The sequence below is a fragment of the Pseudomonas sp. AB39(2026) genome, from assembly GCF_059831485.1.
In genome coordinates this window covers 3,061,100-3,085,745 of sequence record NZ_CP195212.1, presented here as the reverse complement: position 1 = coordinate 3,085,745, position 24,646 = coordinate 3,061,100, and the positions used below count along the sequence as shown (strand labels likewise).

Annotated in this window: 24 protein-coding genes; 12 read left to right on the top strand and 12 right to left on the bottom strand. The window is 59.9% G+C overall.

Annotated features, from left to right (window positions below):
• Positions 1–12: 12 nt before the first annotated feature.
• The 4 genes from ACSAMW_RS14235 to argH form a co-directional block, all read right to left on the bottom strand.
• Positions 13–2,847 (bottom strand): class I adenylate cyclase, encoded by a 2,835-nt coding sequence (locus ACSAMW_RS14235; RefSeq protein ID WP_500590847.1) that lies wholly within the window; start codon positions 2,845–2,847, stop codon positions 13–15.
• 73 nt (positions 2,848–2,920) lie between these two features.
• Complete coding sequence (locus ACSAMW_RS14230) at positions 2,921–3,166, bottom strand: TIGR02647 family protein (RefSeq protein WP_500590846.1); 246 nt, start codon at positions 3,164–3,166, stop codon at positions 2,921–2,923.
• Positions 3,167–3,242: 76 nt separating this feature from the next.
• Positions 3,243–3,515, bottom strand: a complete 273-nt coding sequence (locus ACSAMW_RS14225; RefSeq protein ID WP_500590845.1) for a hypothetical protein — start codon at positions 3,513–3,515, stop codon at positions 3,243–3,245.
• 9 nt (positions 3,516–3,524) lie between these two features.
• Entirely contained in the window at positions 3,525–4,919 is a 1,395-nt protein-coding gene (argH, locus tag ACSAMW_RS14220) for an argininosuccinate lyase (RefSeq protein WP_500590844.1), read from the bottom strand.
• Positions 4,920–5,377: 458 nt separating this feature from the next.
• Between argH and ACSAMW_RS14215 the strand changes: the two genes are divergently transcribed.
• The 7 genes from ACSAMW_RS14215 (at position 5,378) to rsd (ending at position 11,701) form a co-directional block, all read left to right on the top strand.
• A complete protein-coding gene (locus ACSAMW_RS14215) occupies positions 5,378–6,127 on the top strand; it encodes a LytR/AlgR family response regulator transcription factor (RefSeq protein WP_500590843.1) in 750 nt (249 codons plus the stop codon).
• 115 nt (positions 6,128–6,242) lie between these two features.
• Complete coding sequence (hemC, locus tag ACSAMW_RS14210) at positions 6,243–7,184, top strand: hydroxymethylbilane synthase (RefSeq protein ID WP_500590842.1); 942 nt, start codon at positions 6,243–6,245, stop codon at positions 7,182–7,184.
• Positions 7,181–7,930, top strand: coding sequence for a uroporphyrinogen-III synthase (locus ACSAMW_RS14205; RefSeq protein WP_500590841.1), 750 nt, complete (start codon positions 7,181–7,183; stop codon positions 7,928–7,930). Before hemC ends, ACSAMW_RS14205 begins: the two co-directional genes overlap by 4 nt.
• Before the next feature lie 28 nt (positions 7,931–7,958).
• The gene (locus tag ACSAMW_RS14200; RefSeq protein ID WP_500590840.1) at positions 7,959–9,158 is read left to right on the top strand and encodes a uroporphyrinogen-III C-methyltransferase; all 1,200 of its coding nucleotides are present in this window, start codon (positions 7,959–7,961) and stop codon (positions 9,156–9,158) included.
• Positions 9,155–10,390 (top strand): heme biosynthesis HemY N-terminal domain-containing protein, encoded by a 1,236-nt coding sequence (locus ACSAMW_RS14195; protein ID WP_500590839.1) that lies wholly within the window; start codon positions 9,155–9,157, stop codon positions 10,388–10,390. Before ACSAMW_RS14200 ends, ACSAMW_RS14195 begins: the two co-directional genes overlap by 4 nt.
• 148 nt (positions 10,391–10,538) lie before the next feature.
• Positions 10,539–11,027, top strand: coding sequence for a disulfide bond formation protein B (locus ACSAMW_RS14190; protein ID WP_500590838.1), 489 nt, complete (start codon positions 10,539–10,541; stop codon positions 11,025–11,027).
• Positions 11,028–11,227: 200 nt separating this feature from the next.
• A complete protein-coding gene (gene rsd / locus ACSAMW_RS14185; protein WP_500590837.1) occupies positions 11,228–11,701 on the top strand; it encodes a sigma D regulator in 474 nt (157 codons plus the stop codon).
• A gap of 6 nt (positions 11,702–11,707) precedes the next feature.
• On the opposite strand, the gene ACSAMW_RS14180 is transcribed toward rsd, so the two are convergent.
• Positions 11,708–12,367, bottom strand: a complete 660-nt coding sequence (locus ACSAMW_RS14180) for an FKBP-type peptidyl-prolyl cis-trans isomerase (RefSeq protein WP_500590836.1) — start codon at positions 12,365–12,367, stop codon at positions 11,708–11,710.
• Positions 12,368–12,536: 169 nt separating this feature from the next.
• Between ACSAMW_RS14180 and ACSAMW_RS14175 the strand changes: the two genes are divergently transcribed.
• The gene (locus ACSAMW_RS14175; RefSeq protein WP_500590835.1) at positions 12,537–13,247 is read left to right on the top strand and encodes an AlgP family protein; all 711 of its coding nucleotides are present in this window, start codon (positions 12,537–12,539) and stop codon (positions 13,245–13,247) included.
• Here ACSAMW_RS14175 and ACSAMW_RS14170 read toward each other — a convergent pair.
• On the bottom strand, positions 13,244–13,690 hold the full coding sequence (locus ACSAMW_RS14170) for a TIGR02444 family protein (RefSeq protein WP_500590834.1): 447 nt from the start codon (positions 13,688–13,690) through the stop codon (positions 13,244–13,246). The two genes, ACSAMW_RS14175 and ACSAMW_RS14170, sit on opposite strands and share 4 nt — an antisense overlap.
• A 49-nt stretch (positions 13,691–13,739) precedes the next feature.
• Between ACSAMW_RS14170 and ACSAMW_RS14165 the strand changes: the two genes are divergently transcribed.
• Both ACSAMW_RS14165 and ACSAMW_RS14160 read left to right on the top strand, forming a co-directional pair.
• Positions 13,740–15,650 carry an ATP-binding cassette domain-containing protein gene (locus tag ACSAMW_RS14165; RefSeq protein ID WP_500590833.1) on the top strand — a complete coding sequence of 637 codons (1,911 nt, stop codon included), beginning with the start codon at positions 13,740–13,742 and terminating at the stop codon, positions 15,648–15,650.
• 55 nt (positions 15,651–15,705) lie between these two features.
• Positions 15,706–16,338: a LysE family transporter gene (locus tag ACSAMW_RS14160; protein WP_500590832.1), complete on the top strand. Its 633-nt coding sequence runs from the start codon at positions 15,706–15,708 to the stop codon at positions 16,336–16,338.
• Between the two features lie 2 nt (positions 16,339–16,340).
• Here the strand turns inward: ACSAMW_RS14160 and ACSAMW_RS14155 are convergent, their stop codons facing one another.
• Positions 16,341–16,943 carry a DedA family protein gene (locus tag ACSAMW_RS14155; protein WP_500590831.1) on the bottom strand — a complete coding sequence of 201 codons (603 nt, stop codon included), beginning with the start codon at positions 16,941–16,943 and terminating at the stop codon, positions 16,341–16,343.
• A 311-nt stretch (positions 16,944–17,254) separates the two neighbouring features.
• Here ACSAMW_RS14155 and ppk1 point away from each other — a divergent pair, with 311 nt between their 5' ends.
• On the top strand, positions 17,255–19,468 hold the full coding sequence (gene ppk1 / locus ACSAMW_RS14150; RefSeq protein ID WP_500590830.1) for a polyphosphate kinase 1: 2,214 nt from the start codon (positions 17,255–17,257) through the stop codon (positions 19,466–19,468).
• Here ppk1 and ppx read toward each other — a convergent pair.
• From ppx to ACSAMW_RS14125, 5 genes are all read right to left on the bottom strand, one after another.
• Positions 19,455–20,957, bottom strand: coding sequence for an exopolyphosphatase (ppx, locus tag ACSAMW_RS14145; protein WP_500590829.1), 1,503 nt, complete (start codon positions 20,955–20,957; stop codon positions 19,455–19,457). The two genes, ppk1 and ppx, sit on opposite strands and share 14 nt — an antisense overlap.
• An 84-nt stretch (positions 20,958–21,041) precedes the next feature.
• Positions 21,042–21,773, bottom strand: a complete 732-nt coding sequence (locus tag ACSAMW_RS14140; protein WP_500590828.1) for an amino acid ABC transporter ATP-binding protein — start codon at positions 21,771–21,773, stop codon at positions 21,042–21,044.
• The gene (locus ACSAMW_RS14135) at positions 21,760–22,410 is read right to left on the bottom strand and encodes an amino acid ABC transporter permease (protein WP_500594043.1); all 651 of its coding nucleotides are present in this window, start codon (positions 22,408–22,410) and stop codon (positions 21,760–21,762) included. The genes ACSAMW_RS14140 and ACSAMW_RS14135 overlap by 14 nt, the downstream gene beginning before the upstream one ends.
• Complete coding sequence (locus ACSAMW_RS14130; protein ID WP_500590827.1) at positions 22,407–23,072, bottom strand: amino acid ABC transporter permease; 666 nt, start codon at positions 23,070–23,072, stop codon at positions 22,407–22,409. The genes ACSAMW_RS14135 and ACSAMW_RS14130 overlap by 4 nt, the downstream gene beginning before the upstream one ends.
• Before the next feature lie 34 nt (positions 23,073–23,106).
• Positions 23,107–23,889, bottom strand: coding sequence for a transporter substrate-binding domain-containing protein (locus ACSAMW_RS14125; RefSeq protein ID WP_500590826.1), 783 nt, complete (start codon positions 23,887–23,889; stop codon positions 23,107–23,109).
• A gap of 308 nt (positions 23,890–24,197) precedes the next feature.
• Here ACSAMW_RS14125 and trxA point away from each other — a divergent pair, with 308 nt between their 5' ends.
• Complete coding sequence (gene trxA / locus ACSAMW_RS14120) at positions 24,198–24,527, top strand: thioredoxin TrxA (protein ID WP_168083297.1); 330 nt, start codon at positions 24,198–24,200, stop codon at positions 24,525–24,527.
• Positions 24,528–24,646: the final 119 nt, after the last annotated feature.

Below are 24,646 nucleotides of genomic sequence, written 5' to 3'. Positions count from 1 at the left end.
AGCTCAGGCCGATCACAGGCCCTTCAAGGCCCCATTCAACGCTTCCTCCAACGTGGCCTTGTAACGTAGGTAGGTGTTGCTGGACAGTTGCTGGTCGCCGCTCAGCCCAGACAAATCCAGGTCTGTGATGTAGCAGCGGTAGCCCTCGGTACCGTGCCGTTGCTGCAGAATTACGCGGGCTACTTCCAGGTACAGCTTGTCACCGTGCTCTGCCTCGCTGAATTCTTTCTGGTTGCAGAACAAGCTGACACGGGGCGCTCCTCCTGGCTTCTTGTGCAGAATGGCTTGCACGGCGTAGAAGCCGCTGCTGCCGTCAGGCTCTGAAAGATGGCGGCGTTCGACGGTGCGGCGCTGCCCTGGTGCGCTGTTGATTCGGTAGTACAACGTGCCAAGGGCAGGATGGCCATCGGCAGCCATTCGGGTTTCGCGCCGATATGCCACGCTGCGAAGAAAGCGTTGCAGTGGCAGCAATAGCCCAGCCTCATCATGGAATGCAAATGGCTGGAGCCACAGGCTGTTGTATTCATCCAGTACGTACACTAGCGCCTCGTTTCCCTGCGGGCTGTAGAAAACCTGCACGCAATCAGGGTGAGCGTGCGGCAATATCAGTGACAGCTCATGGCCGGCCAGGGCATAGGTGTCCAAATGCAGGGGGCTGTAACGCTTGAGAGGCCTGGCCAGGTAGTCAAGCAGCACAGGCAGGCCTGGCAGCGGCACGTGACGGACATGGCCGGGCGCAAGCTCCAGCACATGGTACTGTTGCTGGACCTGAATCAGGTAACGGTGCCCCAGGTCGCGGGCCAGCAGCTGCACGGCGGTGTCAAACAGGTCCTGCACCCGTGTGCTGATCGCGTGGGCGCGGTTGTGGCAATAGCAGACTACCTGCAGCCTGGGCGCCTCGCGCTCCGACAGCCCATTGAGGTAATCGCGCAAGCAGTCGAGCAAGGCGTGGCGGCTGTCATAGCGGTGGTACAGCACTTCGTTCCAACTGTTCACAGTCACTTGGTCCAAGGTCAGTACAAGGTTGTCACCTGCGGCAGCGTAGCTGAGCGAGTCGGTGCGCTCCGTGGTCATCAGAATGTTGAGTTCCCGGTGATGCCTGAGCGGGTCCACGCCCACGTTTACGATCAGTAGCACCTCGACCGGCACGCTAGGTTGCAGCAACTGTGCCTCGCTGACAGCCGGCATAGGCAGCGCGACCGCGCGCTGCAGGGCGCCTAGCACATGGTACAGCTCAAGCTCCGACAGGTCCGACGCCCCCGGATGCAGCGCGATACGGGTAGCCGTATCGATAATGCCGTTGAGGTGCCCCCAGGTAAGCAGCGCGATCAGCTCATGGCTGCGTTTCAACGGTGTGTGGTACTCGTACTCAAATGCGCCAAGGTTGCCGCGATACAGGCACCAGAGGCGCTTTCCTGCCTCACGGCGATCAGGCACCTCCACCAAGGTAAGGGTGTGCTCGGCCAGGTCGGGCGCAATGCCAGGGTTCAGGCGTTCAACCTTGCCGGCACGCCGGTCAAAGGCCGCATAGAGGCGGCGCCCCAACACGTTGAGGTCCTTGCGACTGGCCGGGCTGCTGGCCTGTTGCACATGCGAAAAGCGCGTGAGGAATTGATAGCTGTTGTTCAATTCGCCCACCAGTGCCTGGCGCTCATAAATGACCTGAGTCACTTTCCACTGGTTACGGTGGTCTAGCAGGCGAATCTGTTGCTCGCTCCAATGCCATTCGGTCACCAGTTGCTGCATAACGCATAGCTGCCAGCTCTTGGTGCGCTCAGGGCGCGCCAGGCTGACCTTCCGGTTCACCTTCACATACAAGCTGCGCCGTACCAGCTCCAGCCGGTCGTGTTGGCTGCGTGCGAGCAGGTACGCTTCGATACGGCGGTATACCATCAGGTAAGGATCCAGCTCATCCAGCGCCAGCCGGCCCGCATACACCGCCTGCTTGAACTGCAGGCTCACACACTGCACGGCGGGATGCTGCGCGGCGTACACCTCTGTCAGTAACAGCTTGAGCAGGGACTTGTAGGGGGACTCCAGGCCCTTGAACAGTTGCCACAGGCCAGCACCGACGTATTCGCCTGGCGGAATACGTGACAGGTTTCCCAAGTCCAGTACGTCCTGTTGGCGAACGAACCGCTTGCTCAACAGGGCTTGGGTGAAGGCTGCATAATTCGCTTCCTCATAGGCGGGTACCAGCCACCACAGGGGGGTGCGCCCGGCCAGCCAGATGGCGGTACGGTAAAATTCGTCCAGCAGCAGGTAGTGTTGGGTCGTGCCGCTGTCATCCGAACTGAGGGTGTTGTCGCGGTCCTCCCGAACGAAGCGCTCGCAGTCGATCAGGAAGAAATGTACTTCAGCACCCTGGCTCTCGGCCCAGGCCTCGATAGCCTGGCCTTTGCGTCGCAGCTCGTCGCACGCTTGAGGGTCAAGGTCGGAGGCATGGCACACCCATACATCCATGTCGCTGCCTTCTTCCTGGGCCAGGCTGCCCAGGCTCCCCATCAGAAAGAGACCCTGAACAGGCGTAGGGGCATTATCTCGACGTGGCTTGTAGCTGAAAGAGCGGGTAAGGCGCTGTGCTTCGGCCAGGGTCTCCTCGTCGGGCTCGTACGCACTCAGGCCTGCTGGGGTAAACCCCGAAACATAGCCAGGCAGCAAGGGGTGGTTCACGTGGAACAGTAATGGCAACAGGCGCAGCACGGATTGCTGGCGGCTGCCGAACCCTTCCAGGGCGCGCTCAAGGCGACCAGCATTGACCGTAAGAAAACGCTGGCGCAAATGGGCCAGCACCTTGCGATCGATGCCTGTACCCAGGTCAGGGCGGATCTCGCGAGTACGGGTCATCTCATGCTCAGGCCATCAGGCCGACAACGACCTACAGGCGTTATCGGCTGGTTTGGCTCAGGGTTGAGCGTGGTCAGGCGTTTTCTGTGGCTGTCAGTATGGTGGTGAGCGCTTGCGCATGTCGGGCAGCTTCAAGGCCAAGGCTGGTGAGGTAGCCCCCATCGGGCTGGGTGAGCAGCTCTTTGTCGTGCAGCCGTAACGCTGCTGCAATGGCGGCAGGGGCCGCCGTATGATGGACTTTCAACCCTTCCTGGGTATTGGCAAGGTTGAACAGGGACAGCAATTCGATTTCGGCAATCAATTCCGGGCTGTAAGTCATGAAGCGGCCTCGCTATTGTTGTTGTCGTCGATAGGGCATGACCACTTTGGGCATGCCCCTTGGGCCACTCGACGGGTCAGGCTTCCTCTTCAGGAAGTTCAGGTAGCGCACGAAGCGCCGCCTCGTACCATGCCCCGTCGAAGGGGCGGTCGGCCTTGAGCATGTTGTCGATTTCGATCGCCAGCACGTGGGCCATGAGGTTCAGGATATCGTCTTCTTCGTATCCCACCAGTTTGAGTTTGTTGAAAGTGGCTTTGGCCGCCGGGGGGGCGCCGTTTTCCAGCTGATTGCGGATGGCCTCGGTCAGGGTTGCCTCGGCAAAGTCTTCATCGTTGAGTTCGTCGTTCATGGTCAGGCCTTAGCGTTGGGCGATCAGAGAGCGGCCACGGATAACAGCTGCCATTACCTGTGCAGGCGCAGTGCCTCCCACATGGTCACGGGCGTTCACCGAGCCTTCCAGCGTCAGCACTTCAAATACATCGTCATCGATATGGGTGCTGAACTGGCGCAGCTCCTCAAGGCTCATCTCGGCCAGGTCCTTGCCAGTGTCTACGCCATATTTTACGGCATGGCCGACGATTTCGTGGCAATCACGGAAGGGCAGGCCACGGCGTACAAGGTAGTCGGCCAGGTCTGTGGCGGTGGAGAAACCGCGTAGCGCGGCTTCGCGCATCATGTCCGGGCGGGGCTTGATAGCCGGCACCATGTCGGCAAATGCGCGCAACGAGTCGCGCAAGGTATCGGCGGCGTCGAACAGCGGCTCCTTGTCTTCCTGGTTGTCCTTGTTATAGGCCAGAGGCTGCCCCTTCATCAGGGTGAGCAGGCCCATCAGCGCGCCGAACACGCGGCCGCTCTTGCCCCGTACCAACTCCGGCACATCCGGGTTTTTCTTCTGAGGCATGATGGAGCTGCCCGTACAGAAGCGGTCCGGCAGGTCGATGAACTGGAATTGCGCACTGGTCCACAGCACCAGTTCTTCGGAGAAGCGTGACAGGTGCATCATGGCCAGGCTGGCCGCCGCGCAGAATTCGATGGCGAAATCCCGATCGGATACGCCGTCCAACGAGTTTCCACTTACGGCTTCGAAACCCAGCAGTGCGCAGGTTGCTTCCCGGTCGATAGGGTAGGTGGTGCCCGCCAGGGCCGCGCTGCCCAATGGCATACGATTGGTGCGCTTGCGGCAATCGACAAGACGTTCGTAGTCCCGGCTGAGCATTTCAAACCAGGCCAGCAGGTGATGGCCGAACGTCACAGGCTGTGCCGTCTGCAAGTGTGTAAAGCCTGGCATGAGGGTACCGGCCTCGCGCTCGGCAAGGGTCAGCAAGCCTTCCTGAAGGCGCGTGATCTCGGCCAGAATGAGGTCAATCTCGTCACGTAGCCATAGGCGGATATCCGTGGCTACCTGGTCGTTACGGCTACGGCCGGTGTGTAATTTTTTTCCCGTGACACCAATGCGATCGGTGAGGCGGGCCTCGATGTTCATGTGCACGTCCTCAAGGTCCGTGCGCCAGTCGAACTCACCGGCTTCGATCTCGGCCTGAATGGTACTGAGCCCATCAACGATGGTGTCTCGTTCTGCCGCTGTCAGCACCCCCACTTGTGCCAGCATGGTGGCATGGGCCACCGAGCCCATGATGTCATGGCGATACAGGCGGCGGTCAAAGCTGACCGAAGCGGTGAAACGGGCGACGAAGGCGTCGACGGGTTCGCTGAAGCGGCCGCCCCAGGACTGATTGGTCTTGTCGGTGCTCATGAAAGGCTCGTGTAAAGGTTCGAACGGGAGGTCTGCATCATAGCAGGGTTGCCCTGCAAGGGCCGCGTGCCGCCGTTGCCCGGCCAGCGTTTAGCCGATGGCTAAAAGGAGGCAGGGCGATTGAGCAATATTCCGCTAACAAGCGTCTACAGTGAGAAGGACGCCGCAATCTCGCGCATCGGCCCGTTCAAAGGCTTGGCGCCACGAGCACGGACCGTGCCCCTGTGGGGGGCCAATGGCAGGCGACCAGGGAGAGATCAGTTGCGCCCCAATAACAGGACCATCCCCCTTGCGATAGCGGCTTTAACACCTATGCCTGCAAGCGCAGTTGAGAGATCGCTGAGGCTTATGGCACTTTTCGATACAAGTGCCAGTCTCAGCGTGGAGCGCCGTCACGGCTGCCCGCTCACCTGTTTCCGCTTTTTATCCGCAAGACTTACCCAGGAATCCGGCACTCTATGAATGTCCTGATCGTTGATGACGAACCCATGGCCCGCGAGAAACTGAGCCGAATGGTCAGCGACCTCGAAGGGTACAGCGTCCTAGAACCAGGCGCAGGAAACGGCGCCGAGGCCTTGACGCTGATTGATAGCCTTAAGCCGGATGTGGTGCTGCTGGACGTCCGCATGCCCGGCCTTGATGGCCTGCAGGTTGCTGCAAAGCTCTGTGAGCGAGACGCTCCACCGGCCATCGTATTCTGTGCCGGGCAGGACGAGTTTGCCGTCAGCGCCTTCGAAAACAACGAAGTTCGCTACCTCGTGAAACCAGTGAGTTCGGACAAGTTGTCTGACGCTTTGAAACGAGCAGAACGCCCCAACCGGTTGACACTGGCCGCACTTACCCGGCCAGCCGCCAGTGCTGGCAGCACGGGCCCTCGCACGCATATCAGCGCACGCACGCGCAAGGGCATTGAGCTGATTCCCATGGATCAGGTCATCTACTTTATTGCCGATCATAAGTACGTCACGCTTCGCCACGAGAGTGGCGAGGTGTTATTGGATGAACCCCTCAAGGCCCTCGAAGATGAGTTTGGCGACCGTTTTGTGCGTATCCACCGTAACGCACTAGTGGCCCGGGAGCGCATAGAAAAACTTCAGCGTACGCCTGTGGGTCACTTCCAGCTGTATCTCAAGGGGCTCAATGGTGACGCCTTGGTTGTCAGCCGCCGCCATGTGGCAGGTGTACGCAAGATAATGCAGCAACTTTGAGTCATCTGCCGTTGCCCCTGACGAACAGGCCTCTATCGGGCCGATAGGGGCGCGGGGCGGTCCTGGCCGTGGGGAAATGTTATTATTGGCCGTATTTTGGCTTTGGTGTCTCCCCATGCACGCTCGAACGGTTCGCATCGCCACGCGCAAAAGCGCACTTGCCTTGTGGCAGGCCAACTATGTAAAGGCCAGCCTTGAGCGCGCCCACCCAGGGTTGCAAGTCACTCTGGTACCTATGGTCAGCCGAGGCGACAAGCTACTGGACTCGCCGTTGGCCAAGATCGGCGGCAAGGGCCTGTTCGTAAAGGAACTGGAAACAGCGTTGCTCGAAGACCGTGCAGACATCGCTGTGCATTCGATGAAAGACGTACCTATGGATTTTCCCGAAGGGCTTGGCCTTTACTGCATCTGTGAACGTGAAGACCCCCGAGACGCCTTCGTATCCACTACCTACGCCAGCCTTGAAAACCTTCCGGCAGGCAGCATTGTCGGCACGTCCAGCCTCAGGCGCCAGGCTCAGTTGCTTGCATACCGGCCAGACCTGCAAATCCGCTTTTTGCGAGGTAACGTCAATACGCGCCTGGCCAAACTCGACGCCGGTGAATACGACGCCATTATTCTCGCGGCGGCCGGGCTCATTCGCTTGGGCTTTGAAGACCGGATCCGGGACACGCTCTCTGTTGAAAGCAGCCTGCCGTCAGGTGGGCAAGGTGCTGTAGGCATCGAGTGCCGCACTGCAGACGCCGTGCTGCATACCTTGCTTGCGCCTTTGCATCATGGCCCTACCGCCGTGCGTGTAGACGCTGAACGCGCCATGAACAAACAGCTCAACGGCGGCTGTCAGGTGCCCATTGCGGCTTATGCAGTGTTGGAAGGTGAGCAGGTATGGCTACGGGGGATGGTAGGGCGGCCAGATGGCACTCACTTGCTGCACGCCGAGGGCCGGGCGCCCATGGCTAGCGCCGAAGCGCTGGGTTGCAGTATTGCGGATGAACTACTGGCCAAAGGTGCCAAAGTTATTCTGGACGAGGTTTATGCAGGCAGCGAACCTCATTGAGCATGTGGCGGCTGCTGCTAACGCGCCCACAGGCCGAGTGTGAGGCGCTGGCAGCTGAATTGGCAGATCAGGGCCACTACGGCAGTGCCATGCCCATGCTGCTGATAGAGCCGCGCCCAGTAGCGTCCTTGGCCCCGCCTCCCAACTTGAAGCGCTTCACCGCTGTGGTGGTTGTGAGCAAACCGGCGGCCCAGCTAGGCGTGCGTTTTTTAAGCCCTGCCCCAACCCTTACCAGCCCAGCCTGGTTTGCCGTGGGCGCCGCTACTGCAGCGGTGCTCGAGCAGGCTGGCCTGAAGCCGCAGTTCCCTCCGCGGGGGGATGACAGCGAAGCCTTGTGGCGATTACCTGCGTTTGAGGCCGCGATAGGCGGGCCTGACGCCCGCGTATTGATATTGCGCGGAGAAGGGGGGCGAGAGTGGTTAGCCGAGCGCCTGGGCGACCGAGGTATTGCTGTGGAATACCTCGAACTGTACCGGCGTAGCGCGCCTGACTATCCTGCTGATGCAGTTGCCCAACGGCTGCAAGCGGAACGCCTGAATGGCGCGGTGGTCAGCAGTGGTCAGGGGCTGGAACATTTGTACCGTGTTGCCGGTACTGCCTGGCCTGAACTTGCAGCGCGGCCCTTGTTCGTGCCTAGCGAACGCGTGGCTGGCCTTGCACGATCGCTAGGCTGCCGTAATCCTATCAACTGCCGCGGCGCAGGTAGCGTTGCCCTGATGGCTGCCCTGTCCACCTTAAGCCCGTGAACCGCGCCCCTCGACAAAGGAAGGATACGTGAGCGAAACAGTCCCACCTAACGACTCTAAAGGCCCTCTCCCTAAGCCGACACCGGTAGGGGAGCCGGTATCAAGTACGGCAAAAGCTTCGGCCTCAGGGCCAGAGCCTGTACGCGAGCCTCTCAAGCCTGCACAGGGTTCAGCAACACCGCCGCCTGCTGCCCGTAACGCTGCTACGCGCCCACGCGCTGGTCGAGGTATCGCCGTGCTCGCCTTGCTGGTAGCTGCAGCAGGCCTCGGTGTAGGCGGGTGGGCCGCTTGGCAACTGCGCCAGCTTAGTGCCGGCCAGCAGCAGCAAGGCAGCCAGGTAGAAAGCCTGGCGTCCAACGGTCGTGAACTTGCCAGCCAGGCACGCAGCCTTGACGAGCGACTGGCTCAGCTGCCAACAGCCAGCGAACTTGAAGAACGGCGCCGGCTGATTACGCAGCTCCAAGGCGATCAACAGCGCCTCGGGCAGCGTATGGAAACTGTACTGGGCGCAAGCCGGCAGGATTGGAGGCTGGCTGAGGCCGAACACTTAGTCCGCCTGGCAAGCCTGAGGTTATCGGCGCTTCAGGATGTGAACAGCGCTCGTGCACTGGTTCAAGGCGCCGATGATATTCTGCGTGAGCAGGATGATCCCAATGCCTTCGCTGCCCGCGAGCAACTTGCCCGTAGCTTGGCTGCACTGCAGGCTACGGAGCAGCCTGACCGTACCGGGCTGTTCCTGCAGCTTGCGGCCCTGCGTGAGCAGGCAGCCCAGCTCTCTGTGCTTGCACCACAATTCGAAGCCGATCGTGATGCAGTCAATGCCGTCGAAGACGACAGCACACTGCATTGGCGGCAATGGTGGGCACGTATTTCCAGCTTCTTCCGTATTGATTTCAACCCGGATGCCAACGTGCGGCCATTGCTAGCTGGGCAAAGCCTTACGCAGGTACGGTTAGCACTAAGCCTTGCCCTTGAGCAGGCCCAATGGGCCGCTTTGAACGGTGAGCAACCTGTGTTCAAGCAGGCGGTAGCACAGGCCCGTGAGGTGCTTACAGCAAACTTCAACCAGGACAACACCCAAAGCGCCAGTGTGCTATTGAAACTGGAGCAATTGGCTTCCAGTCGTGTGACCGTGGATACCCCGGACCTGTCAGGTAGCCTGGCGGCGCTGCAAGCCTACATGGCACGTCGTCATCAGCCGGCTGAAACACAGGAGCGTCAGCCATGAAGCGCCTGTACGTGGTGCTGTTTGTCACGATCGCGCTCGCGTTAGTGATCGGCCTGAGCATTTCCCTCCATCCCGGCTACGTACTAATCGACTACCCACACGTATTCCGTTATGAGTCAGGCCTCTGGACCACCTTGGCAGCCCTGCTGGCCTTGGTACTGATAGGCTTTGTGCTCGTCAGCGTGTTCCGCATGCTGGCCACTTCGGGAGGGATGGTAAATCCCTGGTCGCGTCGCAACCGTAAGCGCCGGCTGCATTCGGCGATCGCGCGTGGCCAGGTAGACCTGGCCGAGGGCCGCTGGGCCAGTGCGCAAAAGCACCTTACGCTTGCTGCTGAAAATGAGCAGTACCCGCTGTTCTATTACTTGGGCGCCGCGCGCGCGGCTAACGAGCAAGGCTTTTACGATCAAAGTGATGCGTTGTTGGAGAAGGCTTTGGCGCGTCAACCCAAGGCTGAGCTGGCGGTGGCGCTGAACCACGCCCAGTTGCAGGTCGATCGCGCAGACAGCGAAGGGGCCTTTTCAACGCTCGAGGTGATGCACCAACGCTATCCAGGGAATACCCAGGTGCTGCGGCAATTGGCGAGTGTCTGTGTGCAACGCCAAGAGTGGCCTACCCTGGTTCGCCTGCTGCCGGAACTGCGCAAGCACAAAGTAATGCGTCCCGAAGATATCGCGGCGCTTGAGCAACAGGCAGTGGGTTCACGGTTGCTGTCAGGTGGGCTCGAAGGCGAGGCTGCTAATGAAGTGGAACTGGATAGCGCCTGGCAGCAACTGAGTGCCAACCAACGCCACGAACCTGCCTTGGTGCTCAGCTACGCTGAGCGATTGCGCCGTCTGGGTGCTTCAGCGAAAGCTGAAGAAGTGGTACGCAATGCGCTGAAACGCAGCTATGACAGCCACTTGGTGCGCCAGTATGGCTTGGTGGCAGGGGACACACCTGCGAAGTCGGTGGCCTTTGCCGAAAGCCTGCTCAAAGCGCACCCACAGGACCCCAGCCTTCTACTGACTTTGGGGCGCCTATGCCTACAGGACAGGCTATGGGGAAAGGCACGCGATTACCTGGAAGCCAGCCTGCGTTGTCAGCGTAACCCCGAGACCTGTGCCGAGCTGGCGAGGCTGTTGGCGCAACTGGGCGATACACAGCGCAGTAATGCGTTGTTTCAGGAGGGCCTGGGCCTATTGGACGAGCGCCTTTTAGCATTGCCGCTGCCGAGCCCTGTAAGGGCGTAACCTGATTGCGGCCATAAACTGCTGGCGGGCTGAGGTCGGTAGTTTGAACGCCTTGGTTTTTCAGATTGGTTCTGGTGTTGCCACGCTTGAAAGGCTTGGAGGCTTTCAACTAACGTGGCTGCCCGTTAACCGCGTAGCTGGATTGCACATGCCATTGGCCCGTTCGCGTCATCTGTTTGTGTTGGTCTTCGCAGTGGCCATGCTAATGTTGAGCGCGGCAGTTTATGTAGAGAGCACAGCCTTTCTGCGACCATGCCCTACGTGTGTGATTCAGCGAGGTTGCCTACTGCTAGTGGCAATCACAAGTATGTTTGGCTGGTTCAAGGCACGTACCCTCTCAGGGGCCCGCCTGTGTGCAGCCGGCGCTTTGCTGGCCATAGGTGCCGGCGCCGCGTCGGCCATGCGGCAATTGTGGCTTCAAGCTCACGCCCCCCTGCAGGAACGGGTTTGCATGCCGAACCTTTTGCACCTTGATAAGTCTGAGGCTCTGCTCCAGACATTGAAGGTGCTTGTATTGGGTTCCCCCGACTGCGCCATCGTCACCTGGACGCTACTGGACATGAGCTTGCCTGAGTGGAGCCTTCTGACCTTCACTGGCCTTGGGGTGATTTCATTCATGCAAGTGCTCCAACGCTGACCAGCCGATCGCTGGAATCAAACGCTTGTATGAAGATTGCGGCGCTGCGTCTTGCCGCTGCAAGCACTGGGGCATACTCTCCTTTAACGCACCAGAGCATGGCCCTTTGCTACGCTCGATGAGTCGTACAGTGCTGGTTCGCTGGCCATTGGCTGGTTTGCGTTCCGTCTTCAGCGTAAACCTCAAGGGAAGAACAGACCATGCTGGAAAGTTGTCAGAATGCGCAGGAACGTTGGGGTGGGGTCCATTTGATCATCGACCGGTGGTTGCAGGATCGCCAACACCTGATTCAGGCGTTTGGTGCCATCGAAGAGGCTTCAGAGGAAGGCCGCCTTCGTCGCTCTGCACTTCAGGACTTCTGCGGAACATTGGTGGATTACGTATCTGCTGGTCACTTCGGGGTGTATGAGCAGCTAACCCAAGAAGCCAAAGCGTTTGGTGACGAGCGCGGCCTTGAGCTGGCTGAACAGATCTATCCACGCCTCGATGTGCTTACCGAGCGCTGCTTGCAATTCAACGACCATTGCGACAAGGGCGACTGCACGGATTTTGCAGACCTCTGTGCGCGGTTGCGTGAGTTAGGTGGCATTCTGCATGAGCGTTTCGAACTGGAAGATTGCCTGATCGAGGTCCTGCATACCGCTCACCGCGAGCACGTTGCCGTTCAGGCCTGAACCGCTTCAACCCGCCAGGTTACGCAGTTCGATCTCAAATACCAGGGGGGTGTAGGGTGGAATAAGCTCCCCTGCGCCTTCTGCGCCATACGCTAGGCTCGAAGGCACTACCACGCGCCATCGAGCCCCGGCAGGCATCTGCTCAAGCGCGATTTTCCAGCCCTCTATCACGCTGTCCAGCCGGAACCACTGTGGCTGATCATTCCTGTCAAACACCGTGCCGTCTGGCAATTGGCCTATATACACCACCTCCACACGTGAGCTGACAGTAGGCTTCTGTCCCTGGCCAGGCGCCAACTCCGTGTATAGAACGCCACCGGGCAATTCATGAACGCCAGCGCGTGCGTGCTCAGTTGCCATGAAACGCCGCTCGGCCTGTAGCGCTGCTTCCACTGTTGACCCTTGCGCAGGCGGGTTCAATGCGGCCTCATGGTCCGCCAGAATCTGGCGGATTCTTGCTTTGTCCAACGCCAGCGGTTGATCACGGTAGGACTGCTGCAAACCCTCCACCAGTGCTTCTATGTCCAGGCCAGGCTGGTCGTCGCGCAACCGCTCGCCGATGCTGGCACCCAGGCTATAGCCTAGGTCGTGAGCGGTCGCAGGTGCGTCTTCGGCCAAGCTCAAAGGCGCGGCCAGGCATAGCGTGAACAACAGGAAACGCGACATTGAAAACTCCCGAGGTGAAGCTCGATTATCGTCGCCCTTGGCCAGGGTTGCCACCTTTGGGATGCGTTGCCTGAAGCCGGCGGGCTGTCACGTAAAATTATCCGTTGCTTGCTGGCGAGCTAGGACCGGTAGGCATACCATGCAAGGCCACCCAGTCAGGAGGAACATCATGTCGGCTAAGAAGAAGCCCGTAAGCACACCGTTGCACCTGCTTCAGCAACTGACTGCCAGTTTGTTGGACCATTTTGAAGACGCCTGTACACAGGCCCTGACTGATGCCGAAAAGGTCCTTGCCAAGCTGGAAAAGCAGCGGACCAAGGTGCAAGAAAAACTTCACAAGCACCGCACGCGTGTCGAAGAGGCTGCCGCTGCGGGCAAGGCCAAGGCGCAGGCAAAAGCGCGCGCCAATGTAGACATGCTTGAAGGTGCCCTAGATGACCTGCAGCATCGTCAGCGTGAAACTCGCCAGTACATTGGCGAGCTTAAGAATGACGTGCAGGCCGGCCTGGCGCTTGCCCAAGGTGTAGGCAAAGTGCGTGAAGCCGTAGCGCAAGCTCTTGATAAACGCAGTGCCAAAGGCGCCACAGTTCCACCTTCCGTAGCGCCAGCCCGCAAGGCAGCGCCCCAGGCTGCTGCAGCAACACCTGCCACCCCCGCCACTGATTCGGTGCCTGCGCCAGCTATCAAGCCCGTAGGGCGCAGGCCTGCTGCACGCAAGGCGGCCTTGGCAACAGCTGTTCATTCAGGTGAGGACGTTGCGACTACGCCGGCTGCTGCGGCACTCACCAAGCGCGCTCCGCGCAAGCCTCGTACGGTCGCTGGCAAGGTCACAGCCTCTGAGGCGCCGACCGGCGGCAACGGCGGGCCAGCGAACGGCTAACGCTGTGCCATAGCTTCACGTAGTGCAAGGCGGGCGCCCACGTCCGCCACGGCCCAGGTCAACCAGGCCGGGTCTGCAGAGGGGCCGGTGGGCCAACCTGCGGTAGCCTGCTCCAGGCGCTGCAGCAGCACGTGCTCAGCTTCAAGCTCCAGACGTTTCACTTCGTTTCTGATCGAGCCCAGTGCGGCATCGTGCTGGGCCTCGGCACGCCAGCCCTGGCGTAGCGCCCTGAGCGGGTTTACCACAGCCTCGGCCCAGACACGCGCGCGAGTCTCCAGCGTCTCAGCCCCGGCGCTTGACCACCGGACCTGCCGGTGCTCCAGCCAAAGTGCACATAAGGCCAGGCATACGTTAGCGCCAGTGGCCTGAAGTTCGAGGCAGGCCGTTTCCACCCCAGGCAGTGCATATACCCTGCCTGCATACTGCCAAAGCTCATTGTGCATCGTCAGCCCACGCCAGTTTGCAGGGAAGCTGGTAAACTCCGCCGCCATTATGATCCGAATTCAGAACCTTACTTTACAACGTGGCCCGCAGCGCTTGCTAGAAGGCGCCGAGCTGACCCTGCACGCCGGTCAAAAAGCCGGACTGATCGGTGCCAATGGCGCCGGCAAGTCCAGCCTTTTTGCCCTGTTGCGCGGCCAGCTTGCACCTGACGCCGGCAGTTGCAACCTGCCGCCAGACTGGCGCATCGCTCACATGCGCCAGGAAATCGATACGCTGGACCGTATCGCCGTGGACTACGTGCTCGATGGAGATCAGCGCCTGCGCGCTATCCAGGCCGAGCTAGCGGCTGCCGAAGCCTCTCAGGAGGGGACGGCTCTGGCCCGAGCTCACGCCGAGCTGGACGCTGCCGACGGCTATACCGCCGATGCAAGGGCGCGCAAGCTACTGGCCGGGCTTGGGTTCAGCAATACACAGATGGACCAGCCCGTAGGCGACTTCTCCGGTGGCTGGCGGATGCGTCTGAACCTGGCCCAGGCCCTGATGTGCCCCTCGGACCTATTGCTGCTCGACGAACCTACCAACCACCTGGACCTGGATGCGATCCTGTGGCTTGAGGAGTGGCTCAAGGGCTATCCTGGCACCTTGCTGCTGATTTCTCACGACCGCGATTTCCTGGACGCCGTGGTTGACCATATTGCCCACGTGGACCAGCGCAAGCTCACGCTTTACAGGGGTGGGTACACCGCCTTCGAGCGTGCCCGGGCCGAGCGCCTGGCGCAGCAACAGGTGGTGTACGAGAAGCAGCAAGCCCGCCGTGCGCATATGGAAAAGTACATTGCGCGGTTCAAGGCGCAGGCGACCAAGGCACGGCAAGCCCAAAGCCGGATCAAGGCCTTGGAACGCATGGAAGAGATTTCTGCAGCCCATGTGGACTCTCCCTTCGAGTTTATCTTCCGCGAAGCCCACAAGCTGTCCAGCCCCTTGCTGGACCTGTCCGACGCGCGCTTGGGTTATGACACCAAGGTGGTGCTGGAAAAGGTGAAGCTGCAGCTCGTACCGGGTGCGCGCATTGGCCTCCTGGGGCCAAACGGCGCGGGTAAATCCACCCTGATCAAGAACCTGGCAGGCGAGCTGTCGCCGTTGGGCGGAGAGCTGCGGCGTGGTGAGAACCTTGAGGTCGGCTATTTCGCTCAGCACCAGCTGGACTCGCTGGACGGCAAGGCCAGCCCCCTGCTGCATATGCAGCGCCTGGCCCCGGCCGAGCGCGAGCAAACGCTGAAAGACTTCCTGGGCGGCTTCGATTTCCGTGGCGCGCGCATCGACGAGCCGGTGCTCAATTTCTCAGGAGGCGAGAAAGCTCGCCTGGCGTTGGCGCTCATTGCCTGGGGCCGGCCTAACCTGCTGCTGCTCGACGAACCCACCAACCACCTGGACCTGGAAATGCGTCTGGCGCTGACCATGGCCTTGCAGGAGTTCGGTGGTGCGGTTTTGGTGGTGTCTCATGACCGACACCTGCTCAAAAGCACCACAGACGACTTCATGCTGGTTGCAGAAGGCCGTGTGGAACCCTTCGATGGCGATCTGGACGATTACGCGCGGTGGCTGGTGGATTACCGCCAACGCCATGCGCCCACCTCCGCGCCTTCAAGCAACAGTAACGGCCTGGATAAAAAGGCCCAGCGCCAGGCGGCGGCTGCCCTGCGCCAACAATTGGCGCCACACAAGCGTGAAGCGGATCGGTTGGAAGCCCGTTTGGGTACCGTACACGAGGAGCTGGCCCGCATAGAGGCCAGGCTGGGTGACAGCGCCGTGTATGAAGCGGCGCAGAAGGATGAACTCAAGACGCTGCTTGCTCGCCAGGCCTCCCTAAAGGTAGAGGAGGGCCGCCTTGAAGAAGACTGGATGGCGGCGCTAGAGTTGCTGGAAACCTTGCAAGGTGAGCTGGAACAACTGGGCTGACGTTCAGGCCCCCTGCTTCAACAAGCAGGCTTACCCGCGGTACAGGAGGTATTGCATGGCATGGCACACATGGTTGGCGTTTCTGGCAGCCAGTTGGGTAATTAGTCTATCCCCTGGCGCGGGCGCTATTGCTTCAATGAGTTCTGGCCTGCGATATGGCTTTGGCAGGGGATACTGGAACGCATTGGGCCTTCAGTTAGGGTTAGCTTTGCAGATCGCCGTAGTCGCGGCAGGCGTCGGTGCCATTCTGGCAGCCTCCGCTACAGCCTTTACGGTGATCAAATGGTTCGGGGTGTTCTACCTACTGTACCTTGCCATCCGCCAGTGGCGGGCCGCACCCATGGACATGCAAGGCGACTCAACCCCAGCAGTGGGCGGCAGCCGCACCAGCCTGGTGCTTCGCGGGTTTCTGGTAAACGTAAGCAATCCCAAAGCCTTGGTGTTCATGCTGGCCGTGTTGCCTCAGTTCATTGACCCGCAGGCCCCACTCCTTGCCCAATATCTGATCATAGGGGCCACCATGGTGACCGTTGATTTGATTGTGATGGCGGGTTATACAGGCCTGGCCTCGAAGGTACTGCGCCTGATGCGTACCCCGCGGCAGCAGCAGCGCCTTAACCGCACGTTCGCGGGCCTTTTCATAGGTGCTGCCACCTTCCTGGCAACGCTGCGTCGCGCGCCACTATAGGGTTATTGAGCTGGTGGCTCGGGTAGCTTGCCGGCCTGTTCGGCCTTGCGTGCAATGCGTGCGGCCTTGATACGGCGGGCAATCCACAGGGCCACACCCAGCAATAGCAGGATGCCGAGTACCCAAAGCTCGTACTTTTTTACACTGCCCAGTAAACGCTCTAGCACCGAGCCGAAGTGATACGCCGCCTGGCCCAAGGCGATGGACCAAACAGCGGCACCGATGCCGTTGAGCAGCAGGTAACGGCGTGGTGGATAGCCGGACAGCCCGATGGCGACAGGCATCACAGTGCGCAGCCCATAAACGAACCGGAAGGAAAGCACCCACAGGTCTGGGTGCTTGCGGATATGCTCCAGCGCACGATCTCCCAGGGTTTGCCAACGCGGCTTGCGGGCCAGCAGCCGCCGGCCATGGCGCCTGCCCAGGAAATACCACAGCTGATCGCCGGCATAGCTGCCGAAGAAGGCCACCAGCATCACCAGGTTGATGTCCATGTATCCGCGAAACGCGAGAAACCCGGCAAGCACCAGGATGGTTTCGCCTTCGAAGAAGGTCCCCAGGAACAGGGCCAGGTAGCCGAAATCGTTGAGAAATTGATGGAGCATTTTCAAGATGCTGGCGAAATGAACGCGCAGCCTAACCCTTAAGAGAACTTCATGAAAGTGTCGATATGTGTCTCGACGTGAACATTGAGGCCTGCAGACGCTCTACGTCTATCAATACGTGGCTGTCATGCGGTTGTCACAGGCTGGCCTTATAACAGCCCGGTTCGTCTCCGACGGCAATTGCACGCTTGCTTGGCGCCCGCTCGCTGGCGGCCGTGACCTTGGCCTGCAAGCCATCGTCACTGTGGCTAACGACATCGCAGTGTGTGCCGCCCATTGCCCCCGGGCCTCTGGCCCTTCAGGATATTCACATGAATAATGAAGCGCTCCCCGATCTGGTCGTAGAAGAGGCTCAACCTGTGACCGAACCCCTGCAGGACATCGTGGCCGAGATGCCGCTCGAAGCACCCCTGGAGGCAGCGCCAGCCGTGCCCGTCATGGCCATTCCGGGCCTGGACGACCCTGTGTTGTATAGCCATCGGGAACTGTCCCAGCTGCAGTTCAACATTCGCGTCCTTGAGCAGGCACTGGACGAAAGCTACCCCTTGCTTGAGCGCCTCAAGTTTCTGTTGATCTTTTCCAGCAACTTGGATGAGTTCTTCGAAATCCGCGTAGCCGGGCTCAAGAAGCAGATCACCTTTGCCCGTGAGCAGGCGGGTGCCGATGGCCTGCAGCCTCACCAGGCCCTTGCCCGCATCAGCGAGCTGGTGCATGTTCAGGTGGACCGGCAATACGCGATTCTCAACGACATCCTGCTACCTGAACTCGAAAAGCATCAGGTACGTTTTATCCGCCGCCGCCATTGGACGCCCAAGCTCAAGGCGTGGGTGAGGCGCTATTTCCGTGATGAAATCGCTCCCATCATCACGCCGATCGGGTTGGACCCGACTCACCCGTTCCCGCTGCTGGTGAACAAGAGCCTGAACTTCATTGTAGAGCTGGAGGGTGTTGACGCCTTCGGGCGAGACTCAGGCCTGGCCATTATTCCAGCGCCACGCCTGCTGCCGCGCGTGATCAAGGTGCCAGAGGACGTGGGCGGTGTGGGCGACAACTTTGTGTTCCTGTCCTCTATGATTCATGCCCACGCTGACGACCTGTTCCAAGGCATGAAGGTAAAAGGGTGCTACCAGTTCCGCCTGACCCGAAACGCCGACCTGTCGCTGGATTCCGAGGACGTGGAAGACCTTGCGCGTGCCCTACGTGGCGAGTTGTTCTCGCGCCGTTACGGCGATGCAGTACGCCTGGAGGTCGCCGATACCTGTCCCAAGCACTTGTCGGACTACCTGCTCAAACAGTTCAACCTGGCTGAGTCGGAGCTGTACCAGGTCAACGGGCCGGTCAATCTTACGCGTCTGTTCAGCATCACGGGCCTGGATAGCCACCCAGAGTTGCAGCACGTGCCGTTCACACCAGCCATTCCCAAGCTGCTGCAGAACGCTGAAAACATTTTTAGCGTAATCAGCAAGCAGGACATTCTGCTGTTGCACCCTTTCGAGTCCTTCACGCCAGTCGTGGACCTGCTGCGTCAGGCCGCGAAAGACCCCCATGTTCTGGCTATCCGGCAAACCCTGTACCGCAGCGGGGCCAACTCGGAAATCGTAGATGCCCTGGTAGACGCGGCACGCAGCGGCAAGGAAGTCACGGCGGTGATCGAACTGCGCGCGCGCTTTGACGAAGAGTCCAACCTGCAAATGGCCAGCCGGCTGCAGGCAGCGGGTGCGGTGGTGATCTACGGCGTGGTCGGTTTCAAGACGCACGCCAAGATGATTCTGATCCTACGGCGCGAGGCTGGCGAAATTGTTCGCTATGCGCACCTGGGGACGGGTAACTACCACGCCAACAACGCACGGCTGTACACCGACTACAGCTTGCTAACGTCCGATGACGCCCTGTGCGAAGACGTAGGCAAACTGTTCACGCAATTGATCGGCATGGGTAAAACCTTGCGCATGAAAAAGCTCCTGCATGCGCCTTTCACCCTCAAGAAGGGCATGCTGGACATGATCGCGAGGGAAACCCAGTTTGCTGTAGACGGCAAGCCCGCGCACATCGTGGCCAAGTTCAACGGGCTTACCGATGCCAAGATCATCCGCGCGCTGTACAAGGCCAGCCAGGCTGGCGTGCGGATCGACCTGATCGTGCGCGGCATGTGCTGCCTGCGGCCTGGCGTGCCAGGGGTTTCCCATAACATTCATGTGCGCTCGATCATTGGCCGGTTCCTGGAGCACACCCGCATGTTCTATTTCCTCAACGGAGGGGAAGAGCAGCTGTACTTGTCCAGTGCCGACTGGATGGAGCGCAACCTGGACCGCCGAGTGGAAACCTGCTTCCCGGTAGAAGGCAAAAAGCTGATCACGCGGGTGAAGAAGGAGGTAGAGGCCTACCTGACGGACAATACCCACGCCTGGATTCTACAGCCGGACGGTACCTACGTGCGTCAAACGCCGACCGGCAACCAGAACCCGCGCAATGCGCAGGTCACGTTGCTCGACCGGCTCAGTAACCAGCCCCTTACCGTACGGTAAGGGTGAACCCAACCCGGGTCAGCCACTCGGCTTCAAGGGCGAAGTCGGCCTGGGTTAAAGGGTTGTTTTCCAGCCACCCGGCAGGGAATGCCACGTCTAGGGTATCCTTGCCCGCCTGCAGCTGCACCTGAGGCATTTCCTGGGTGCCGCGTATGTGGTGGAACAGGATGGCAAAGCGCAGCAGCACGCATAGACGGATCAGCGTTTTGCCATTTTCACCAAACTCTGCAAAACGCTCGCGTGGAATGTTGCGACGGTGGCCACGCACCAACAGTGCCAGCATGTGCTGATCTTCCCGGGAAAAACCGGCCAGGTCGGAATGTTCGATCAGGTAGGCACCATGCTTGTGGTAGTGGTAATGGGCGATGTCCAGGCCCACCTCGTGTACCTTCGCAGCCCAGCCCAGCAGGTCTCGCCATACGCCGTCTTCCAGCCCCCAGGCATCGGCGACCTGGTCGAACGCGCTCAGTGCTTTCTGCTCCACGCGTGCAGCCTGGCCCAGGTCCACATGGTAGCGGTCCATGAGCGAGCTCAAGGTGCGCTCACGCACATCCTCATGGCCATGGCGGCCCATCAGGTCATACAGCACGCCTTCGCGTAAGGCGCCTTCGCAGTGATCCATGCGCTGCAGCTCAAGGCTGTCGAAGATGGCTTCCAAAATGGCCAGCCCTGCGGGGAAGATGGCGCGGCGATCAGGCTTGAGCCCATCGAAGTCGAGTTTTTCAATATCGCCCAGCTTGAAGACCTTGCGCTTGAGCCAGGCCAGCCCTTCAGCGTTCACTTCACCCGAGCCGAGCCCTGCGGCTTTGATGGCAGCGCCAATGGCCCGAATGGTGCCTGATGAGCCGATGGCTTCATCCCAGCCCAGCCGATGCAGGGCATTTTCGATACCCATGATTTCCAGCCGGGCTGCTGTGTAGGCCTGGGCATAACGGGCCGGGGTAACCTTGCCGTCGCGGAAGTAGCGCTGGGTAAAGCTCACGCAGCCCATTTGCAGGCTTTCGCGAATCAATGGCTCGAAGCGCTGGCCAATGATGAATTCGGTGCTGCCACCGCCAATGTCGGTTACCAAGCGTTTGCCGGGGGTGTCGGCCAGGGTATGGGACACACCAAGGTAGATCAGGCGGGCTTCTTCACGGCCTGAGATCACCTCCACGGGGTGGCCTAGCAGCGCCTCGGCACGGCGGATGAATTCGCCCCGGTTACGCGCTTCACGCAAGGCGTTGGTGCCTACGATACGCACAGCGCCTAAAGGCAGGCCATTGATCAACTGCGCAAAGCGTTTGAGGCAGTCCAGCCCGCGTTGCATGGACTCTTCGCTCAACTGGCGTTGGTCGTCTATGCCAGCAGCCAATTGGACCTTTTCGCCGAGCCGTTCAAGGATACGAATCTCGCCCTGGACCGGTTTGGCCACAACCATGTGAAAGCTGTTGGACCCCAGGTCAATCGCAGCAATGAGTGACAGGTTCGTCGGCTTGAGTGGCGGCATGTTCGAGGTTCTCGGTCGATAACCTGTGCATCCTGCCACGATCCGCGTGCTTCGCCAACGGCACCCGGTTTTAGGCGGCCACCCTCATTGCGCCCCTTGCCCAAGGAAATGGGCCAGCTCAGGCGTGCCTGGTGCGGCGAATAGCTGCCGGGGATCACCGCTTTCGTGAACCCGGCCCTGGTGCATGAAGACCAGTTTGTCCCCTACCTCTCGGGCAAAGCGCATTTCATGGGTCACCATGATCAGCGTCATGCCGTCCTTGGCCAACTGCCGGACCACGCTTAACACCTCGTTCACCAGTTCTGGGTCCAGCGCCGACGTGATTTCGTCGCACAACAGTACCTTCGGCGACATGGCTAATGCCCGCGCAATAGCTACGCGCTGTTGCTGGCCCCCTGACAGGCGATCCGGGAAGGCATCGAACTTGTCTGCAAGGCCTACGCGTTCCAGCATGTCACGGGCCAGGGTACGTGCCGCTGCCTTGGTGACCTTGCGCACCACCTGAGGTGCAAGCATCACGTTTTCCCCCACGCTCAGGTGCGGGAACAGGTTGAACTGCTGGAACACCATGCCAACCGTCTGGCGAAGCGCACGCAAATCGGCACGGGCGGCATCCAGGTATTGGCCATCCACTTCGATAACGCCGTCATTGATAGTTTCCAGCCCATTGAGAGTACGCAACAGCGTGCTTTTGCCCGAGCCGCTGCGCCCAATGATCGCCACCACCTGGCCTTCCTCCACGCTAAGGTCGATCCCTTTGAGTACATGGTGGTCGCCGTAGTATTTATGCAGGGCAGTCACTCTAAGCAGCGGCATGCAGCCTCCTTTCCAGATAGCGAGCGAACAACGACAGCGGGAAGCACAGGCAGAAATAACCTAAGGCAACCAAGCCATACACCATGAACGGTTCGAAGGTGGCATTGGCCAGCATGCTGCCGGTTTTGGTGAGCTCGGTGAAACCGATAATGGAGGTCACGGCCGTGCCTTTGACCACCTGAACGGAAAAGCCAACCGTTGGTGCAACGGCAATGCGCAAGGCCTGGGGAAGCACCACGTGGCGCAATTGCTCATAGCGAGTAAGCGCCAAGCTGGCAGACGCTTCCCACTGGCCACCGGGAATGGCCTCCACACAGCCGCGCCAGATTTCGGCCAGGTAGGCGGCGGTAAACAGCGTGAGTGCAATGGCAGCGGACATCCAGGGCGAAATGTCGCCGCCCAGCAGGGCGACCCCGAAAAACACTAGAAACAACTGCATCAGTAAAGGTGTGCCCTGGAACACTTCGATGAATACCGTGGCCAGTGCCTGAGGAAGAGTATGAGTAGACACGCGTGCCAGCAGCACCAGCCAGCCCAGTACGCCACCACCGATGAAGGCCAGCAGTGACAGCAGCAGGCTCCATTGCAGGCCCGTGAGCAGGTTGCGAGCGATGTCCCAGAACGTGAAGTCCATCAGCGGGCCCCTTTGAACAGGTACCGCCCCAGCCATGCCAGTGCCCAGCGCACACCAATGGCCAGCAACAAGTACAGCAGGGTGGTCAGGAGGTAGGTTTCGAATGCTCGGAAATTGCGCGATTGGATAAAGTTGGCTGCAAAGCTGAGCTCCTGGGCCGCGATCTGCGAGCAGACGGCCGAGCCAAGCATCACGATAATGATTTGGCTGCTCAACGCTGGCCAAACCTTGGCAAGAGCGGGCCGCAGTATCACGTGCCGGAAGGCCTCGGCCCGGGTCAGCGCCAGCGCTGCTGCCGCTTCCAGTTGCCCGTGGGGCACGGCCTGGATACCTGCACGGATGATCTCGGTACTGTAAGCGCCCAGGTTGATGACCATCGCCAGAATTGCAGCCTGCCATTCGCTGATCTGAACGCCCAACGAGGGCAGGCCGAAGAAGATGAAAAACAGCTGCACCAGAAAGGGCGTATTGCGAATAGCCTCTACATAGACCGCGAAAATGCCCGCTAACGGCCTTACCTTCCAGGCCCGAGCCACGCCACCCAAAATGCCCAAGGCCAGGCCGAATACCGCACCGGTTGCCGTGAGTGCCAGGGTGACCCCCGCGCCCTTGAACAACAGGGGCGCGGCTTGCAGCACGGGCGTAAAGTCAAAGTGGTAAGCCATGGGGCGTCCTTGGGTCAGCCGGCGCAGTGCGCCGTCAGAGGTCGGCAGGCAACGGCTGCTTGAGCCAGGTCATGGCATTCTTGTTGAGGCTACCGTCAGCTTTTGCGGCTGCGATGATGTCATTGACTTTGGTCAGCAACGCCGGCTCGTTCTTGTTCACGCCCACATACACCGGCGAATCCTTGAGCTTGAACTTGAGGGCAGGAACCCGCTTGGGGTTGCGTTCGGTAATGGCGGTCATCACCACGTTGCCGCTGGCGATCAGGTCGGTTTGCCCGGCCAGGTAGGCCGCGATGGTGGAGTTGTTGTCCTCGAAGCGTTTGATGGTAACGCCCTCAGGCGCCACCTTGCTTAGCTCAATGTCTTCAATAGCCCCACGGGTCACACTGATGGTCTTGCCCTTAAGGTCGTCAGGGTTGGCGGCAACGGTATCGGGCGGGCCGAACACGGCCAGGTAGAAGGGTGCATAAGCGTTGGAAAAATCGATCACCTGCTCACGCTCAGGGTTTTTCCCTAGGCTGGAAATCACCAGGTCAACCTTGCCGGTGGTCAGGAAGGGAATGCGGTTGGTGCTGTTCACCGGGGTCAATTCCAGCTTCACATTCAACCGTTGGGCCAGCAATTGGGCAGTATCGATGTCCAGGCCGCGGGGCTTCATGTCAGGGCCCACTGAACCAAAGGGTGGGAAATCCTGTGGTACCGCCACGCGTAACGTGCCGCGCTCGGTGATGTCGGCCAAGCCATCGGCATGAGCGATCTGGGTGAGCGAGCAAGCGAATACGGTGGCAGCGAACAGTGAAATACAACCTTTGAGCATGGGGTGCTCCAATATGGGCCAGGATGGAGCAGCTGTTGCACAGGGCATGCCAGTGCATTTAGGGCCCCTACGAAAAGGAGCCAAGCCTTGCCACAAGCCTGATGCTGCCAAGCAGGTGCTCTGCCGTGGTGCTTGCGCACCAGTGTTTTAAAGGCAGTGATCGTTCACAGTGCATTTTTTTGCAGGTGCTCGGTCATAAGTTAAATGCTTGCAGGCCATAGGTAGACTCAATAGCCCTTAGCTTCCGGTTACAACCGTAGGGGGCTATGATGTACCCAACTTTTCAAGGTCGTGACCAGGAGATTTTAATGAGCAGCGACAAGATCAAACACGTAAGCGATGCCTCGTTCGAGGCTGACGTACTCAAGGCCCAAGGCCCTGTGCTGGTCGACTACTGGGCTGAATGGTGCGGCCCGTGCAAAATGATCGCGCCTGTGCTGGACGCCGTTGCTTCGGAATACGAAGGCAAGTTGACCGTTGCCAAGCTCAACATTGACGAAAACCAGCAAACCCCAGCCAAGCATGGCGTGCGTGGCATTCCTACCCTGATGCTGTTCAAAGACGGCGAAGTAGCGGCTACCAAGGTAGGCGCCTTGTCCAAGTCCCAGCTCGCAGCCTTCATCGACGCGAACATCTAATGGTTGCATCTGCTGCACAAGGCCCCGCACTTCGCGGGGTTTTTCATTCTGCCGACTAGACGGGCCTGCGATCAGGTGTTAAATTCGGCCTCGCACTAGCCTCTCTGGTGCCCCCTGCA